17 protein-coding genes are annotated in these 17,881 nt (G+C 69.7%); 12 read left to right on the forward strand and 5 right to left on the reverse strand.

Annotated elements, in window-relative coordinates; genetic code table 11:
- The coding region (locus ACWC21_RS24445) for a serine aminopeptidase domain-containing protein (protein WP_450884939.1) at positions 1–312 on the reverse strand (312 nt) is incomplete at its 3' end.
- A gap of 18 nt (positions 313–330) precedes the next feature.
- On the opposite strand from ACWC21_RS24445, the gene ACWC21_RS24450 reads away from it, so the two are divergent.
- Positions 331–1,152: a hypothetical protein gene (locus ACWC21_RS24450; RefSeq protein ID WP_450884940.1), complete on the forward strand. Its 822-nt coding sequence runs from the start codon at positions 331–333 to the stop codon at positions 1,150–1,152.
- A 191-nt stretch (positions 1,153–1,343) separates the two neighbouring features.
- Here ACWC21_RS24450 and ACWC21_RS24455 read toward each other — a convergent pair whose 3' ends face one another.
- The 3 genes from ACWC21_RS24455 to ACWC21_RS24465 form a co-directional block, all read right to left on the reverse strand.
- Positions 1,344–3,023 carry an MFS transporter gene (locus ACWC21_RS24455; protein WP_450884941.1) on the reverse strand — a complete coding sequence of 560 codons (1,680 nt, stop codon included), beginning with the start codon at positions 3,021–3,023 and terminating at the stop codon, positions 1,344–1,346.
- Between the two features lie 160 nt (positions 3,024–3,183).
- Positions 3,184–4,503 carry a hypothetical protein gene (locus tag ACWC21_RS24460; protein ID WP_450884942.1) on the reverse strand — a complete coding sequence of 440 codons (1,320 nt, stop codon included), beginning with the start codon at positions 4,501–4,503 and terminating at the stop codon, positions 3,184–3,186.
- Between the two features lie 130 nt (positions 4,504–4,633).
- Positions 4,634–4,888 carry a hypothetical protein gene (locus ACWC21_RS24465; RefSeq protein WP_450884943.1) on the reverse strand — a complete coding sequence of 85 codons (255 nt, stop codon included), beginning with the start codon at positions 4,886–4,888 and terminating at the stop codon, positions 4,634–4,636.
- A 123-nt stretch (positions 4,889–5,011) separates the two neighbouring features.
- On the opposite strand from ACWC21_RS24465, the gene ACWC21_RS24470 reads away from it, so the two are divergent.
- On the forward strand, positions 5,012–6,007 hold the full coding sequence (locus tag ACWC21_RS24470) for an Lrp/AsnC family transcriptional regulator (RefSeq protein ID WP_450884944.1): 996 nt from the start codon (positions 5,012–5,014) through the stop codon (positions 6,005–6,007).
- 1,242 nt (positions 6,008–7,249) lie between these two features.
- On the opposite strand, the gene ACWC21_RS24475 is transcribed toward ACWC21_RS24470, so the two are convergent.
- Positions 7,250–7,828: a TetR/AcrR family transcriptional regulator gene (locus tag ACWC21_RS24475; protein WP_450884945.1), complete on the reverse strand. Its 579-nt coding sequence runs from the start codon at positions 7,826–7,828 to the stop codon at positions 7,250–7,252.
- Between the two features lie 235 nt (positions 7,829–8,063).
- Here ACWC21_RS24475 and ACWC21_RS24480 point away from each other — a divergent pair, with 235 nt between their 5' ends.
- The 10 genes from ACWC21_RS24480 to ACWC21_RS24525 all read left to right on the forward strand — a co-directional run bounded on the left by ACWC21_RS24480 (position 8,064) and on the right by ACWC21_RS24525 (position 17,868).
- A complete protein-coding gene (locus ACWC21_RS24480) occupies positions 8,064–9,074 on the forward strand; it encodes an alpha/beta fold hydrolase (protein WP_450884946.1) in 1,011 nt (336 codons plus the stop codon).
- A gap of 356 nt (positions 9,075–9,430) precedes the next feature.
- The gene (locus ACWC21_RS24485; protein ID WP_450884947.1) at positions 9,431–10,249 is read left to right on the forward strand and encodes an oxidoreductase; all 819 of its coding nucleotides are present in this window, start codon (positions 9,431–9,433) and stop codon (positions 10,247–10,249) included.
- A gap of 50 nt (positions 10,250–10,299) precedes the next feature.
- Complete coding sequence (locus ACWC21_RS24490) at positions 10,300–11,151, forward strand: alpha/beta fold hydrolase (RefSeq protein ID WP_450884948.1); 852 nt, start codon at positions 10,300–10,302, stop codon at positions 11,149–11,151.
- A 30-nt stretch (positions 11,152–11,181) separates the two neighbouring features.
- Complete coding sequence (locus ACWC21_RS24495; protein ID WP_450884949.1) at positions 11,182–12,354, forward strand: low temperature requirement protein A; 1,173 nt, start codon at positions 11,182–11,184, stop codon at positions 12,352–12,354.
- A 308-nt stretch (positions 12,355–12,662) separates the two neighbouring features.
- Entirely contained in the window at positions 12,663–13,322 is a 660-nt protein-coding gene (locus ACWC21_RS24500; RefSeq protein ID WP_450884950.1) for a response regulator, read from the forward strand.
- Between the two features lie 57 nt (positions 13,323–13,379).
- Entirely contained in the window at positions 13,380–13,997 is a 618-nt protein-coding gene (locus ACWC21_RS24505) for a class I SAM-dependent methyltransferase (protein ID WP_450884951.1), read from the forward strand.
- A 68-nt stretch (positions 13,998–14,065) separates the two neighbouring features.
- Positions 14,066–14,899, forward strand: coding sequence for an enoyl-CoA hydratase/isomerase family protein (locus ACWC21_RS24510; RefSeq protein ID WP_450884952.1), 834 nt, complete (start codon positions 14,066–14,068; stop codon positions 14,897–14,899).
- Between the two features lie 83 nt (positions 14,900–14,982).
- Positions 14,983–15,396 carry a nuclear transport factor 2 family protein gene (locus tag ACWC21_RS24515; RefSeq protein WP_450884953.1) on the forward strand — a complete coding sequence of 138 codons (414 nt, stop codon included), beginning with the start codon at positions 14,983–14,985 and terminating at the stop codon, positions 15,394–15,396.
- A gap of 271 nt (positions 15,397–15,667) precedes the next feature.
- Complete coding sequence (locus tag ACWC21_RS24520) at positions 15,668–17,311, forward strand: MFS transporter (RefSeq protein ID WP_450884954.1); 1,644 nt, start codon at positions 15,668–15,670, stop codon at positions 17,309–17,311.
- Positions 17,308–17,868, forward strand: a complete 561-nt coding sequence (locus ACWC21_RS24525; protein ID WP_450884955.1) for a PaaI family thioesterase — start codon at positions 17,308–17,310, stop codon at positions 17,866–17,868. Before ACWC21_RS24520 ends, ACWC21_RS24525 begins: the two co-directional genes overlap by 4 nt.
- The last annotated feature ends 13 nt before the right edge of the window (positions 17,869–17,881 follow it).

The following is a 17,881-nucleotide window of genomic DNA, read 5'->3' on the forward strand; positions in this document are numbered from 1 at the left end:
GGTGATGTCGGTGAGGCCGGCCTGCCGGTAGCGGTCGACGAGCAGGTCACTCAGCGCGAGCCCGTCGTTGAGCGGGTCCCGGTCGCCGACCAGGACGTAGACAGGCAGGTGTGCGGGGATGTCCCGGGGCTGCGCGAGTGCTGTGGAGGCGACGGCGACCTGCCGCATTCCCTCGGCGTCGAGGCTGGAGCCGCAGAGCGGGTCAGCGAGGTAGGCGTCGACGGCTTCGGGGTCGCGGCTGAGCCAGTCGAACTGCGTCCGGGCGGGTTCGAAGCCTTTTGCCGTGACGATCCGGACGGGGAACTGGTCCACGGCAGCCGCTGGCCGCTCATGGACCTTCTGACCCGGCCTGAGCTGCATCACTGGCGACCGCTGTTCATCCTGCTGTTGTGGCGCAGCGATGTGGCGTGCCACATGGATGCCTGGTTCGTGGTCGAGCGTGGCCGGCGCATCGATCGCCGCAGCGGTGCGGTTCCCCGGACGATGGACATCTTCGTCAATGAGCACGGCGAGGAAGTGGAGGTGGAGCGGCGCCAAGAGGGTCTCTACAAGGTGTCGCAAGAGGAGGTGCCCCGATTCCTCACCTTCTGCAACGCCGTTGATTCGCTTATCGACATGGTCCTGGCGGACACCTCGAAAGCCGGCAGGAAGCGGGCACGACGCTTGGAGCGTGCAGCAAAGCACCTGCTGCGCGCCTCCCACCGCACGCAAGTTGACGGATCCATCTGGGAAGAGGAGGCAGACGAGATCACGCTGCAGTACGTCATCGCGATGGAGGCGCTGCTGACCGGTGACGGGAACAGTGGGGTCGCCCAGAAGATCAAGCAGCGCGCGGCCATGCTCTGGATGACCGACGAGACCCGCGAAGGAGTGCTCGACATGGTGTCCACCAGCTATGACAGCCGGTCGAAGTACGCTCACGGCGACGACACGAGGGAAGACGTCCAGCACCTGCACGGTCTCCGGAAGCTTGCCACGAACGTGACGCTGCGCCGGCTGATCACCGCAGCCGCGGCCGGCCCTGATCTGGGAAAGCGTCTGGATGAAGCATTGATCTCTGACGCAGTCCGCCGGAACGTAGTCACAGATCCACTGACTGCCTTCTACACCCGTACCCCACCGCGTCAGAACCCACCAGACCTCGCACCGTGAGGCCTTGTGTCCCGACTGCGTCCCGACACCGCCCCGGACGCTCAGAGACACCGGGCTGTCGAGCGATTACGCAGGCTCAAAGGTGGGTTTCGAAACCCGTCCACGGCGGATCGCCCGGCCACCAGCCAGGGAGGGGTGTCGTCCGCGGCTCGGTACCTGACCGGCGCGGACGATGCCCGTCCTGCTACCGGTCAGGCGCGCTGGTGTCCCAGATGCTGGGCCGTGCCAGCCTGAGCGTTCTCGGCGGCGTCGACCGGGCGACCATGCCGTGCCGCGCTCCCGGTATTCGCCGCGCCGTCTGTGACCTGCTGCTTCGGGTGACGCAGCAGGACGACGGCGCATGCTGCGGCCAGCGCCGCCAGCGTGGCGGCCACCACGAGGCACAGCCGCATGCCGTCGAGCAGAGACTCACCCAGGGCGCCGTAGACCTGACCGGCTGTGGAGCCGAGGTTCATCCCGGCGACCGCGCCCAGGCCCCCCATTTTGGCGGTGAACACGATGGTGTGGGCCTGGGCGCCGGTCACTCCGGCGTCGGCGAGGTGGCCGGGCAGGGTGTGCACGGCGCGGGTGGACAGCAGAGCTCCGAGGACGGCCGGGCCGAGCGCGCCACCGACCTGGCGGAAGGCGTTGTTGGCGGCCGCGGCCATACCGGCCAGGTGGTGCGGTACGGCGGCGACGGCGGTGGCCGTCATCGGGGTGGTGACGAGGCCGATGCCGACACCCAGCAGGCTCAGTCGCCAGGCGATGGAGCCGTAGGAGGTGTCGACGTCGAGGTTGGTCATGGCCAGCAGGGGCCCGGCGATCAGGAGCAGGCCGACGGTGATCATCCAGCGGGCCGGGACGCGGTGCATGAGGCGTCCGGCCGGGGCGCCGGCCACGATCGCGGCGACGGGGACGATCAGCAGTCGGGCGCCGGCTTCCAGGGTGCCGAGTTGCTGGACGATGCCGAAGTACAGACTGAGGACGAAGAAGAAGCCGATCAGCCCGAGGAAGGTGATCAGGGCGACCAGGGCGGTGGCGGTGAAGGCCGCGCTGCGGAAGACCGCGAGGTCCAGCATGGGGCTGGCGCTGCGCCTCTCCACCAGCGCAAAGGTGCCCAGCGCGACGACGCCCAGCGCGAGGGCGGCGACCACCTTAGGCGCGGTGAAGGAGTCGGCGCCGCCCTCGATCACGCCGTAGACGAGTGCCGTGATGCCCACGGCCGCGGTGATCTGGCCGGGCCAGTCGAGCTTGCGCCCTCCCCCACTCTCGGCTCCGCTCGAGCGGGGGGACTCCCATGGGGCACGCGAGTCGGTCAGCAGCTTGGCGGCGACGGCCATCGCGAGCAGCGGGAGGGGGACGGACAGCAGGTAGATCCAGCGCCAGGCGAAGTGGTCGAGGATGACGCCGGCCATGACCGGACCGACGGCCAGGGCGGCGAGCAGGGCCATGGCCCACATGCCGATGTACTTGCCGCGTTCCCGGTGGTTGGGAACCGCGTGGCTGATCAGGGCCAGCGTGGTGGGCAGCAGCGCGGCCGAGCCGAGACCGGCGAGGGCCTGCCCGGCCCACAGGGTCATGATGTTGTGCGCGCACAGGGCGACCGCCGCGCCCGCCGCGCAGCAGAACAGGCCCGCCCGGAAGACTTTCTTGCGGCCGTGGACGTCACCGAAGACGCCGGCGGTGAGGATGAAGGCGGCCATGGGCAGGACGAATGCGTCCTGGACCCAGGCCAGTTGGTCGGTCGAGGTGTGCAGTGCCCGCTGGATGGCGGGCAGGCTGACGGCGACCGTCGTGATCGGCAGGTAGGCGACGAACACGCCGAGGCAGGCCATGACGATGGTGGCCGCCCGCCGGTCGGTCGGCCTGATCGCCGTTGTGGTGGCGTTCACGGAAATTCTCCGCTTTCTCCCGTGCGGCGTGGTGGTGCCGCGGTCGGTTGGAGGGCAGGGGTGGATGCACGGGGGCTGCCGTGCCGGGGCGGGCAGCCCTGACCTGCGGGATGTTGCCGGTGGCGTCCCGCAGGCGTCGGTGGGTGGGGTTCTCCGCGGCTTACGCGGCCGGTCCGGACTCGGCCCGGTAGTTGGCCAGATGGTGGCGCAGGTCGGCACGGGAGCGCACAGGCTTGTACGGGGCCTCCGCGACGATGGCCCGGATCCGCTTGACCGGGTCGCCCGGGTTGCCCCAGACGACCTCGACCTGTGCGCCGATCTCGGCGTCGGCGGTGTTCAGCACGGACAGGGACAGCATCTGACGGACGTGGTAGCTGTAGCCGCGTTGGGTGGCCGTGCCGACGAGGACGCCGTCGCGCTCGACCCGGTCCACCCACAGGTGGCCGCGCAGGTCGCGGGGCATGTCCATGAAGGTGTGGTGCGGGCCGTCGCCGTAGAGCGAGCGGTGCACGTCGAGCACGTCCTCGCTGTTCCAGACCAGGGTGCGCAGGACCCGGGCGCGCCGGGCGAGTTTCTCGCGCAGCGCCGTGTCCCCGAGGAAGGCGTGGTCGAAGCTGATCTGCCGGGTCCAGCCGAGCTCCACGGGGTCGCGGTAGTAGTCGCGCAGCGACTCGCCCTGGAAGCTGCCGGAGAGGTACGCCCGCGGGACGTGCCAAGGTGAGCTGAGCAGGTGTGCGAGGAAGTCGGCCTGCTCGGGCTCGTACAGGGCGGGCAGGTAGTCGAGGTTCCGGGTGGGGACGGCGTTCTCCAGGTGGTTCAGGGGCGCGGCCCGGTTGCCCAGACGGCGGATGCCGTACTTCTGTCCGGCCTCCACGACCGCGTCGTACACGGCGGTGCCGATCTCGCGCGGTCCCTGCAGTTCGAATCCGACCTCGCCGGCCATGCCCTGTCGCAGCGCCCAGATGCGGTGCCCGGCGATGGTGGTGGGCACGGCGTGCATGTACGGGGTGTCCAACAGCCGCTCGTCGCTGGTCAGTTCCAGCAGCAGCGGGATCGACGCAGGGCCGGAGACCTGGTAGACGAACCAGTCCTCGTCCTCGGCGGTGGCCTTGAAGTCGCCCTGCTCCAGGTTGTACCGGGCCCAGTCGCCGCCTGGCCCGTGGAACACGTAGTCCTCTTCATCCAGCCGGGTCAGGATGCCCTCACTGATGACATGACCGTGCGCGTCGGTCTGCACGACGTGCTTGGAGGCGCCCACCGGGAACTTCCCGAAGGAGTTCACCGAGATCCCCGAGAACAGCTCGGGCACGTCGGGACCGCGGAAGCGGGTCTGCGGCAGGAACGACCAGTCACCGATGTAGCAGGTCCGCTTCCAGGACACGCTCTCGTCGAGCCAGTCGGTGTGCTCCGGCTGTCCGAAGAGCTTGGCGAGGATGTCGAACGGGGGTGTCGCGCGGAAGGCGTCGACGGTGAAGTCCACGGGGGCGGATGCCTCTCTGGGGATTTTTGGTTTCGGCGCGTGAGCGATGGTGTGGGCCGACTCGTCCGCGCACGCGGGGCCCGAGGCCCGAAGCGCCCGCGGGGGATGCGAGGAAGACGCTCCGGGCCGGTCAGGGAGCGGCAGCGACACCCCGCCGGGCGGCCGGCCCGCAGACTGCCCGGAGCACCGCCGCGGGGACCGGGGGCACCGCGCCGACCACCCGATGGGGGCGGGAGAGACCGGTGCGCGGGAGCGCCGCCTGGTGGGCTGCGCCACGGTCCGGCAGAGCCCTCAAGAATCGCTTGACGATGCCCGCCGTGGTGAGGTGCATCAGCACGACGAACGTGCCGATGCAGACCGCTGTCGACGCCGGCCGCGTGCTCATGGGAGTCACGTCCTTTCTTCAGGACATGACCAGCATCCGCCTCGGAGTCTTCGACCCTGAACCCAGCAGCCCGTAGTGAACAAAAACCTCTACGCTACGAGCGATACATGTAAGACTCCCCCCATGATCGACGCTGTGGACAGGAAAATCCTCCACGCGCTGCAGTGCGCGCCCCGCGCCCCCTTCCGGCGCATCGGCGAGGTGACCGGGGTGTCGGAACAGACGGCCGCCCGGCGTTACCACGCGATGCGCCGCAGCGGGGTGATGCGGGTGGTCGGTCTGGTCGACCCGGCAGTGCACGGGCAGGCCCAGTGGGTGGCCCGCATCCGTTCCCGCCCCGACCGGGTCGGTCCCCTGGCGGACTCCCTGGCCAAGCGTCCGGACATCGCCTACGCCAACCTGGCCTCCGGCGGCTCGGAGATCATCTGCGTGATCCGCTCCCCCGTGGAGACCGAACGCGACGACGTCCTGCTGCGCCGGCTGCCCCGCTCGGCCTCCGTCCTCGATGTCGGCATCGACCTGGTCCTGCACACCTTCGGCGAGACCGGGACCAGCGAATGGACCGGCTACGGCGCCGGCCTCACCCCCGACCAGGTACGACAGCTCACCGGCGACGGGCCCCCCGTCCCCTCCGGCCCCCGCCGGCCCCCTACGGACGAGGACAGCCCGCTGTTGGCCGCCCTCGCCGAGGACGGCCGCACCACCCACACCCGCCTCGCCGAGCTCACTGGCTGGTCCCACGCCCGCGTCGCCCGCCGCCTGGAGGCTCTGGAGACCTCGGGCACGCTCTTCTACGACGTGGATCTGCTGCCCGAGCGCCTCGGCAACACCCTCAACGCCACGCTCTGGCTGCGCGTCGCCCCCGCCCGGCTCAAACAGACCGGGGAAGAACTCGCCCGGCACCCCGAAGTCGCCTTCGCCGGCGCGATCAGCGGCCAGCACAACCTGATGGTCAGCGTCATCTGCCGCGACGCCGAGGACTTCTACCGCTACCTCACCACCCGCGTCGCCGCCATCGACGGCATCGACGCCTACGAGGTCAGCATCCGCGTCCGCCGCCTGAAACAGGCCGCCTCACTCATCTTCCGCGGCCGCCTCGTCCATCCGACACCCGGATGACAGCCGTGGCTCCGGTCCGGCGACAACGGGACGGCCGCGCGCTCCGGGCCGCCTCTGCGCAGCGTGAAGATGATCACGGGGTTGCCGCTACCGTCCAAGGGGCAGCCCGGAACGAGGTTCGTTTGACGTCTTTCAAGCGGTGATGGATCTCGGGCGCGCGGCCCCGGGAGACCGTGACAGCAGGAGCGCGAGAGTCAAGCTTGTTCAGCGGCCAGCCCGCAAGTTGCTGCGCCGAGCGATCGGCGGGTCTCGGCGAGGTGAGCAGTTGCGGCGACACGCTCAGGCCATCTTCGGGAAGGGCCGTTCCCCCGGCGCTCAGCTCCGGCCGCGCGGCAGCAGACCAACGATTCCAGACGTTGCACAGCACCCCGGTGACTGACCGTCACACACGGCCCCGACCTCTCCGCCCACGGCCAGAGCAGCGTAGGCGCAGCTCCCCAGGCGGCCACTTCCACTGACCTGCGTCCCATCAGCGTCCCAACTTCGGCGTGCACCCGCTCGCAGAGTCCACCGCGGCGGCTTGCGCCGACAGTGCGCTGATACGTCCATGCAGGTCAGAGTGGTTCCAACCAACGCCGATCACAACGCCCTCGAACTCACGAGCAGCGGATTCAATCCGTTGGCCCAAAGTCCTGAATCCGCACCCCAGATGAGGCGTTTTCGCAGGTCACAGGGGTGTACGGTGGGGCGGGTGGGACTCGAACCCACGACCGACGGATGATGAGTGCTTTGAGGATCTTGGCGGTCCTTGCCGATCAACGCTTGTTTATGACGTTTCAGCAGGTCAGGCAGGGTGAGCTTGGTCAGTGCTGCTCAGCCCTCGTCGGTCTGTTCCTGTCCGTGCGGCCTCAACTCGGCCTCAATGGGGCCGTCGAGGATCGGGCTGGAGATCGCACGGCGCGATCTCAGCAGCTCAGGAGAGCCTCTCGAAGACCCCCGCAGCGGATTTCCTTTCCAGCGCACACCGGCTCTGCCCGCCACTCGGAGGCGGAGTCCCCGCAGCAGCCTGAGCCGAAGCACCGCCGACACTGTGCAGCCCACCGCAGAGACACTGTCGCAGTGGTGGGCCCCATGCGGGGACCGAGATCGCGGCGCGGGGAGCGGAGGGCCGGGGCGCTCTCACAGCCGATCCGCGCGGCTCCCCAGGTGGAGCCGTGTCACCTGGCATGGGCGACGCCGACTCTCTCCGGCAGCGCGGCAGACGATCACGGGGCTCCGAGTTCTGCCAGGCATAGCGGGGGCTCAGCCGCGTGGCCCCGCGCCGTGCAGGAGGGTGTCGATGACGAGCGTGGCCAGTGCGTCCGGGTCCTGTGCAGCAGGGTCCTGCTCCGCGCCGGGCCTGTTGATGGCTTCGCTGAGGAGGGCGTAGTACACCTGCCGCGTCCAGGCCAGGTCCGCGTCCGGGGCGAGCAGGCCCTCGCGCTGCGCCCGGTTCATGAGATCGACGGTGTGGGTGTCGATCTCGTCCCAGAGAGCGGCTGCGGCAGGGGTGTGCGCCGTGGCGTGACTGAGGGTGAAGCGCCAGGTGTTCTTGACCCGCAGGACGTTCGCGGTCACTCGGTGCAGCGCCACGAGTGCGGGAGCGGCGTCCGGCCGGGCTTCCTCGATGGCGTCGATGAGCTGCTGCTTCGCGGAGACCGCGAGCGCGTCCAGCAGGGCCTGCCGGTTCGCGAACCGACGGTGAACAGTGATCCTGGTCAGCCCCGCCGCCTCGGCGACCTGTTCCATGGAGGCGCCGGCGTCCTGGGCGAACACCTGCTCGGCCGCCTCGAGAATCGCGCGCACACTGCGCTCGGCATCTGCCCGCAGTGCTCGGCCCATGTCTGTCTCCTGTCTGGTTCGCTTCCCGGCCCCTTGTAGAGGATACGTGAATGCTACCGGTACCCGATTAACTGATTCTCCAGTGTTGCAACTCTGGAGATAGTTGATACTTTGATGACACGGTTCGGAGGTTGCGCCGCATCAAACGGGGCCACCGTCTGCACGCCCGTCACTCACCACCGGCGCCATACCCCCTCACCGGAGAAGCCGCCCGACCCCGACTCAAGGATTTGACATGTCCGCAACCAAACTGCGCGGCCGCATCGCACGGCGTACCACGATGACGCTGGCCGCCATGTCCGTCGTCGCCGCCGTCGCCAGCGCCGCGCCGAGCGTGGCCACCGTGGCGAAGGACAGTTCGAGCGTCGCTCGTCACACGGTCACTCAGACGCAGAACACCCAGAGCGCCGCCACCGCTCCCAACCTGCACGTCACGGCTGCCAACGGCATCACCTACCAGTACCGGCGCTTCGGCAACCCCAGCGCCGGCAGCGTGCCCCTGGTCTTCCTCCAGCACTACCGCGGCACCCTCGACAACTGGGACCCCAAGCTCATCGACACCATCGCCGCCAAGCGCGAGGTCATCCTCGTGGACAACGTCGGCGTCGGCGGCTCGACCGGCGCCACACCGAGCACCATCCAGCAGATGAGCCTGGACGCCATCGGCTTCACCGACGCCCTCAAGCTGCCCCGCTACGACCTGTTCGGCTTCTCCCTCGGCGGCCAGATCGCCCAGGAGGTCGCCCTGCGCCGCCCCTGGCAGGTCCGCCGCGTCATCCTGGCCGGCACCGGCCCCCAGGGCGGGGTCGACCAGAGGGCGTCCGACCCCAAGGTTCTGGCGAGCGCGCTGAAGGACAACCCCGGCCCTGCCGACTTCCTCTTCCTGTTCTTCAAGAACACCGCGTCCAGCCAGGCGGCGGGAACCGAGTTCCTGCAACGCCTCGGCCAGCGCACCACCGACCACGACGCCCCCGCGAGCCTCGCGACCCGTGACGCCCAGCTCACGGCGATGTCCGACTGGGGCATCCCCGACAAGTCCAAGCTGGTGCGGCTCAACGCCCTCTTCCAGCCCACCCTGGTCGCCGACGGGGACAGCGACATCCTGATGCCGCCCAAGAACTCCCACCTGCTGGCCAGGCACCTGCCCAACGCCCAACTGCACATCTATCCGAACTCCGGCCACGGGTTCCTGTTCCAGTACCCCGTCACGTTCGGCACCGAGGTGAACGCCTTCCTCGACCGCTGACGCTCGTCCAGCCACCGCCCCCGCCGCCGGCCTGCGGTCATCGACGCCCATGAGCGCGCCGACCGCAGGCCGGCACCCGTACCCCGCCGGAGCTGAGCCCGGCGGGGTACGGCCGTTCAGTGGTGCCCCACGCCGACGCGAGGCGTCGGCGCGCGACGGGGAGCCTCCTCTCACCCCCTCACCGCCTGTAGGAGATACGCAGGCGCTACGGTTGCCGCATTAATTGATTCTCCACTGTTGCCATTAGGCGCAAAGTTGATACATTGGTGAAACCGATTGAGGGTCGGTCGCCACCGGCACCGCGATCCCTCAATCCCCGTAAGCACGACCTCAACCCCATGAGCAAGGAGCCCACAATGGCGACGACACGACCGGTAGCCCTCGTGACGGGCGCATCCTCCGGCATCGGCAAGGCCGCCGCCCTCGCCCTGGCCGCTGCAGGCCACGAAGTGGTCGGCACCAGCCGCAACACCGCGCACGTCACTCCGCTCAAGGGCGTGACCTTCCTCGACCTCGACGTCACCAGCGACGCTTCGGTCACCGCCGCGGTCGGCGAGGTGATCGACCGGTTCGGGCGCATCGACGTCCTGGTCAACAACGCCGGTATCGGCTCGGCGGGCGCCGCCGAGGAGAGCTCCGCCGCGCAGGCGCAGGGCCTCTTCGACATCAACGTCCTCGGCGTCATCCGCATGACCAACGCCGTCCTGCCCCACATGCGGGCTCAGCGCAGCGGACGCATCATCAACATCTCGTCCATCGTCGGCTTCATGCCGCAGCCCTACATGGCCGTCTACGCCGCCTCCAAGCACGCCGTCGAGGGCTACTCCGAGTCCGTCGACCACGAGGTCCGCGAGCACGGCGTGCGCGTCCTGCTCGTCGAACCCGCCTGGACCAGCACCGCGTTCGACGCCGCCAGCGTCCGCCCCGACCAGCCCCTGGACGTCTACGCCCACCAGCGGCACGTCTTCGAGGAGTACATGGCCCAGGCGGTCAGGGACGGCGACGACCCTTCCGTCGTCGCCAAGGAGATCGTCGCCGCCGCGACCGACGCGAAGCCCAAGCTGCGCTACACCGCCGGCGCCATCACCGGACGCGTCCGCACGATGCGCCGTATGGTCCCCTCCCGCATGTTCGACCAGCAGCTGCGCAAGCTCAACCGCCTGCCCGCCGCCTGACGGTCGGACCCCCCGCCTCCAGACAACACGACAGGAAAGCGAAGCTCGCCATGAGCACCTATCTGGCAGACGCTGCCGAGGACCTCACCGTCGACGGTCCCTCCGCGACGTTCACCTACCGGCGCCTCGGCCCGACCGGCGGCACCCCACTGGTCCTGCTGAACCGGGTCCGGGGAACCCTCGACTGGTGGGACCCGGAACTCCTGGACCACCTGGCCGCCGAGCACGACGTGATCGTGTTCGACAACGTCGGCACCGGCTACTCCACCGGCACTCCGCGCGACTCCGTCGAGTCACTCGCCGACGGCGCCGTCGAGTTCATCGAGGCTCTCGGCCTGACGCAGGTCGACCTGCTCGGCTGGACGCTGGGCGGCACCGTCGCCCAGGACATCGCCCGCCGACGGCCCGACCTGGTGCGCAGGCTGATCGTGGCGGCCGCCAATCCCGGCGGCACGGTGCCCGGCGCACCCGAGCCGAACCCGAAGGTGCGGGCCACCATGAGCAAGCCCGAGGTCACCGGGGACGACCTGGTGTTCCTGTTCTTCCCGGAGACGGACACCGGGCGCGCCGCCGGGTACGCGCACCTCGCCAGGGTGGCCACGCGGCTGGCCACCGGAGTGCCCGAGGTGTCGGAGGCCGCCGCCATGGGGCAGCTCTCCGCGATCGCGAAGGACGCGGCGATTCCCTTCGAGCAGGTCCGCGCGGACCTGGAGAGCATCCGGCAGCCCGTCCTGTACGCGACCGGCGTGCAGGACGTGATGATCCCCGCACTGGCGGCCTTCACCGCCGTGCAGCACCTCGCCGACGCCACCCTCGTCGCCTACAGCGACGCCGGCCACGCCTTCCTCTTCCAGCACGCCAGGGACTTCGCCGCCCAGGTGACAGCCTTCCTCGCCGACTGACCAATCGCCGCGCAACCAAGGAGATCCGTCGTGGAGTCGACCAGGCAGGCGGAACGCCGGGAGGTCACGCCGCTGGAGCTGTTCTTCGATCTGGTCTACGTCTTCGCGATCGGCCAGCTGTCGCATCAGCTGCTGGCGCACCCGACGTGGACCGGCGCCGCCCAGACGCTCGTGCTCTACCTCGCGGTCTACGCGGCGTGGGCGTACACCACCTGGGCCGTCACCCTCGTGCCCGCCGAGGACCCGCGGACCCGGCGGATGCTGCTGGCGGTCATGCTCACCGGGCTGTTCATGAACGCCGCGATCCCACGAGCCTTCGGCGACGCCGGGTGGGTCTTCGTCGCCACGTTCCTGCTGATTCACCTCGGCCGTACGGTATGGCTGCTCAGGGTGGGCCTCGATGAGGTCAACCAGGAGCATTTCGTCCGGGTTCTGGTCTGGTTCGTCGCGGCCGCGCCCCTGTGGCTGACCGGTGCGGCAGTCCACGGCCGGGCGCGGCTGGCGTGGTGGGCCGCGGCGACCCTGGTGGAGTTGGCGGGTACCTGGACGGCGCATGCGTTGCCCGGCCGCAGGCTGGAGTCCCGGCAGGTCGGCTTCGCCGGCGGGCACCTGCTGGAACGCGGGCGCCTGTTCATGATCATCGCGCTGGGTGAGACGGTCATGACCACCGGCACCGCGCTCACCGCGGCACCGTACGAGCCGATGACCCTGCTGACCGCAGGGGTGGCCCTCACCGGCACGATCGCCTTGTTCTGGCTGTTCTTCAGCCGTTCCGAACGCGTCGTACGCCACTACGAGCGGACGGAGGACCCGATGCGGGCCGGGCGCAGCGGCGTCATCAGCCTCATGATCTCCGTCGCCGGGCTGATCGCCGTCGCCGTGGCCGATGAACGCGTCATCGCACACCCCGTGGAGCACACCGGCGCGACCACGAGCCTGCTGCTGTTCGGCGGGCCGATCCTCTTCATCGCGACGCAGACCTGGCACGGGGCAACCCTGTTCGACGACCTGCACTGGTCGCGGCTGCTCGCGTTGTCCGCCCTGGTCGTCGCAGGCCTGGCCACGCCGATGGCCCCGGCATACCTGGCCGCGGTCGTCGCCGCCGTGATCGTCGTCGCATTGGCCGCATTCGAAGAACACCGTCCGACCGGCGACGCACGTCCGAAGCAGGCCCCCTCCCCCTCGGGCCACCCACACAACTGATCCGATCACCGTCCGCGTCCCATGTGACCTGACGGCGCAGCACATCGACGGCCGTCAGGCGAGGCCGGTACTTCTTGCTTGAACTCCCTCACCCCATTTCACCAGGAGGTTTCCATGGCCCTGTCCACCAGCACCACACCTGCCGCAGTAACCAACCGAGGCCCTGCCCGAACGCCTGCCATCGAGCCGTTCGGCCCTGGCGACGCTGGACACGCCGGTGCCCGCGCTGTGGACCATCCGCATCCGATGTCCGGGCACGAGCCGAGCGGCGCGCTCAGGCGGGTGGCCGTGTCAGGGAGCGGGGCGCCATGACCAAGGCCGGCGTACTGATCTGCGACGCCCAGGAGTTGCTGCGCGCCGGCCTGCGCGGGGTGGTGGACAGCCAGGCGGACCTCACGGTCGTCGGTGAGGCCGGGGACGGTGAGACGGCCGTGGCACAGGCACTCGCACTGCGCCCGGACCTCGTCGTCATGGGGGTGCGGATGCCGTGTCTGGACGGCATCTCGGCGACCGCGCAAGTGCGCGCCGAGCTGCCCGGCACCCACGTCCTGGTGCTCAGCGCCTGTGACCGCGACGAATACGCGTACGCGGCGCTGCGTGCCGGAGCCAGCGGCTTCCTGGTCAAGGACACCTCGGCCGCCGAGATCCTCGTTGCCCTCCGCGGCGTACTGCGGGGCGACACGATGATCGCCCCATCGGTGGCGCGGCGGCTGGTCGACCGGTACATCACCGGCGCCGTCGCCCCACTCTCCGACGCACGCCTGGACACACTGACCGACCGTGAGCGGGAGGTGCTGTGTCTCGTCGGCCGAGGACTGAACAACGCCGAGATCGCCGAGAAGCTGTTCCTCGGCGAGACCACGGTCAAGACCCACGTGGCCCGGATCCTCACCAAACTGCACATCCGCGACCGCATACAGGCCGTCGTCGTCGCCTACGAGAGCGGACTGGTTCGTCCTGGCGGATGACCCGGTCGGGCGCTCGGGAGGACGCCGGACGACACAGCCGGTACCTAGGTTCGGGGCATGTCGATCATGCGGGAGTTCCTTCGCCGCCCCCGTCTCACCGGCGCGGTCGCTCCCAGTTCTCCCACCCTCGCAAAGGCCATGACCTGCGGACTCGGCCTGGATGGCGCCGAAGTCGTCGTGGAGCTGGGGCCCGGCACCGGCGCGATCACCGAGGCGATCGTGCGGCAACTGGCGCCGGGGGCCCGGATGGTGGCCATCGAGCTGAACCCGGTGTTCGCCGACCGGCTCGCGGACCGCTACCGGGGCGGCCCCGTCGAGGTGGTCCAGGGTTCGGCCGAAGACCTGGCGACGCTGGTCCCGTATCCGGTCGACGTGATCGTGTCCGGTCTGCCGTGGACGGTCATGCCGCACGAGGGGCAGCGCCGGATCCTCGACGCGGTGACCGGCGCACTCGGGCCGAGCGGCCGGTTCAGCACCTTCGCGTACGTGCACGCGGCGTGGACACCGCCGGCCCGGCGGTTCGCCGCCGAGCTGGCCGCGCGGTTCGCCACCGTCGAACGCAGTCGGGTGGTGTGGCCGAACGTCCCCCCGGCGTACGTACACCGCGCCGCCCTGCCCAGTCACATCTGGCCGCCGACGACAGCCTCCGAAAACGCGTTGACAGCACCTCCGTGATCGGTCCCTTCGTCCCCTCGCCCCCTAGCCACTTGAGCACTTTCAGAACTTCAGCACTGGAGCACACCATGACGCAGCACAGCATGTTCAGCATCGAGACAGTGGCGCCGAAGATCCGCAAGGTCACCTTCTCGAATCCGCCGGTGAACGTCGTCGGCGCGGACACCGTCACCCAGCTCGTCGACGTCGTCGACGAGCTGAGCCGGGACGAGCAGGTCCAGGTCGTCATCTTCGACAGCGGTACGCCCGGATACTTCTTCAATCACGCCGATCTCGGCCAGGTGCCCGAACTCCTGGCGCTGAACAGTGCCGACGGGACTCCCACGTGGGTCGACCTGGTCACCAGCCTGACCAGTGCCCCGTTCATCAGCATCGCCTCCATCCGCGGGCGCACCCGGGGCGGCGGGGACGAGATCACCCTGGCCTTCGACCTGCGCTACGCCAGCCGCGAGGAGGCGTTCTTCTGCCAGCCCGAGGTCGCGATCGGCATAGTCCCCGGCGGTGGCGGCAGCGACCGCCTGGCCCGGCTGCTGGGGCGGGACCGCGCGCTGGAAGCGATCCTCACCAGCCAGGACTTCGACGCCGACACGGCCGAGCGGTACGGGTGGGTGACCCGGGCCGTCCCCGACGCCGAACTCGACGACCTCGTGAGCGGCGTGGCAGCGCGCATCGCGTCGTTCGACAAGCAGTCGGTCCTGGGCGCCAAGGCACAGATCAACCGGTCGACCCTGCCGCCGGCAGCCGATCTGCGCGCGTCCTGGGCGGAGTTCGCGGAATCGGTCAACTGGCCGGGATTCCAGGCACGCGTGCCGCAGCTCGGAAAGGCCATCGCGGAGATCGGCCTTGAGGAGATCGAGCGAAACCTGGGCCACTACGCCGGCCTCATCAACGAACAGGCATGAGCGCCGTTCCCTCGCGATGACGCCCATCGGCGAGAAGTACGTCGATCACTCCTCCGACCAACCGAATCGAAAGACACGACACCATGGCTGACATGCAGACGGCCCAGCCGCCCGAGGCGGCGCAGGCCGGAATCACGGAGTGGCGACGCATCGTCGCGGAGCGGGACTGGGACCGGCTCCCCGAGCTGCTCACGGAGAACGTCGCCTACCGTTCCCCTGCGGACTTCGAGCCGTATCAGGGCAAGGACACGATGGTGGCGATCCTGCGTGTCGTGTTCGGCATCATGGAGGACTTCACCTACCTGCGGCACTTCGGCAGCGGAACCGGCTATGTCCTGGAGTTCAGCACCCGCGTAGGTGACGCACACCTGGTCGGCGCCGACTTCGTCGAGTTCGACGAGAACGGCAAGATCACCGACTTCATGGTGATGATGCGCCCCGCCGGCGCGGTGCAGATCCTCGCGTCGCAGGCGGCCCAGCGCATGGCCGCCGGCTGATCGCGGCAAGTGCCCCAGCACGAGGGCCTTTCGTCGCTGAATCCGCCCTCCGCAGGTGAGAGGACCACGGTTCACCGGGCGAGGACGGTGAACGATCCGCACGGCTGAACTCCCGCCGGTGCCAGGCCGTCAACGATCCCGGACGCGACTGCCGGGTACGGGAAGGCCCTGGTGACGCACGGCAGCACAGGCATGCGCCACTGCGGTCCTTCCAGCGGTTCGTCCCGAAACCGATTCCCCCACGTCCTCGCTGAACGAAGAAGGATTTTCCATGACCACGGACCGCGCCCGCAGCAGGCGTTCGGCCGGTATCGCCGCGTCGGCAGGGGGCCGGCTGCCGGTCGGCAGGGGCGGTCGTAGAGCCGGAGCCCGCCCGGAGACGGCCGTACAGCGCCGGGAAACACTGACGCTGGTGGCGATGTGCCTGGGCGTGATGATGACGTTCCTGCTCGTCACCGCCACGATCTCGGCGCTCTCGGCGATCCGTGACGATCTCCACGTCAGCCCGAGCGCGCTCATCTGGATCCCGAGCGCGTACACGCTGGTCGTGGCCAGTCTGGTGCTGTCGGCCGGCACCCTGGGCAACCTGTGGGGCCGCAAACGGATGTTCTGCGTCGGCGTGGTCGTCATGATCGGCGGCGGTCTGCTGGCCGCGTCCGCCGGCACCACCGCCATGGTGATCGCCGCGCAGCTGGTCTCGGGCGTCGGCGGTGCGCTGGTCCTGCCCAACAGCCTGGCGATCCTGGGCGCGACCTTCGCCGATCCGCACCGGCGGACCGAGGTGATCACCGTGTGGGCGGCGTCGTCGGGCATCGGCCTTGCCGTCGGACCGCTGCTCGCCGGGGCCCTGCTCGGCCACTTCGGCTGGCAGGCGGTGTTCGTGCCCAACGCCGTCCTCGGAGTCATCACGCTGCTGGTCGCGGTCCCGTTCGCCGCGGAGTCCCTGGCCCCCGGCGGACGTCTCGACATCACCGGCGCCCTGCTCGGGACCGTCACGATCGCGAGTCTCGTCTACGCGCTCATCCAGTGCGGCCAGGACGGATACACCGCCGCCCCCGTCATCACCGCCTGGCTCGTGGCCGCGGCCGGCGCGGCGGCGTTCGTCACCGTCGAGCCGCGGGTGGCGGCGCCGATGCTCGACGTGCGGCTGTTCGCGTCGCGCTCGTTCAGCGCCGTGATGGTCATCGCCGCGGTGGCGCTGTTCGGCTTCACCGGCGTGGCCGTCCTCGTGGTGATGTTCTACAACAACGTCCAGCACCTGAACGCGCTGGACACCAGCTGGCGCATGCTGCCCCTGTTCGCCGTCTACGTCGTCTCGGCGTACCTCACCGGCCGAGTGATCCGCCGTACCGGCTTCAAGGCACCCCTGACGCTCGGCCTGCTGATCTGCGCTCTCGCTGTCCTGGGCCTGACCACGATCGGGCCGGACACCCAATACAGCCGGGTGTGGCCACTGTTCGTCCTGTTCGGGGCCGCCTGCGGCCTGGTCGTCGCGCCCAGTACAGCCGCCGCGCTGGTCAGTGTGGCTCCCGAGCGTGCGGGCATGGCCTCCGGTGCCGTCAACACCGCCCGGCAGGTCGGTGCGGTCATGGGTACCGCACTGCTCGGCTCGCTGTTCACCAACCGTGTCGCAGCGGACCTGCCGCACCAGCTCGCCACACACGGCGTCCCCACCACCGCGCGGGCGTCCGTCGAGGCCGCCGTCGCCTCCGGGAGCACCGGAACCCGACCGCTGTCCAGCGCGGGACGCGCGGCGATAGACAGCGCCTTCACCGCCGGAGTACACGCCGGCCTGGCCGTCACCGCCGCCGTGCTCCTCGGCGCCGCCGTGCTGGCCCTGGCCGCCGTACACAACCGCCCCCACCAGAACGGAACACACATGCTCACCCCCACAACCACCCCCACCGCCTCATGAACACGCACCCCATGCCCCGCCACCGCACCTACACCTGGCAGGACCCCCGCCCGTCCGTCGAGGCCGCCCAGCATCTGAGTGGCCTGGAGGTACTGCAGGGCTTCGGCAAGGGAACACTGCCGCCGCCTCCGGCCACAGCGACCCTCGCCATCGAACTCAGCGAGGTCGAACCCGGCCGCACCGTGTTCGAGCTGACCCCCACGGAGTGGCACTACAACGCGCTGGGCACCGTCCACGGCGGCATCCTCGCCACCCTCGCCGACAACGCGCTCGGCGCCGCCGTCTACAGCCGCCTCCCCGCCGGAACCGGCTACACGACGCAGGGCGTCAACGTCACCTTCCTGCGCCCGGTCACCGTCGACACCGGCCGCATCCGCTGCGAGGGCACGGCCGTGCACGTCGGCCGCCGTACCGCCTACGCCACCGCCACGATCACGGATGCCGGCGGCAGGCTGCTCGCCCACGCCACCACCAGCTGCCAGATCTTCCAGGCCGACGCCCAGCAGCCGTCACGCACCAGTCAGCACGCCGCCCAGGGCACCGGCCCGACCGCCTGACCCTCCCCCCACT

The sequence above is a fragment of the Streptomyces sp. NPDC001348 genome, from assembly GCF_053597535.1.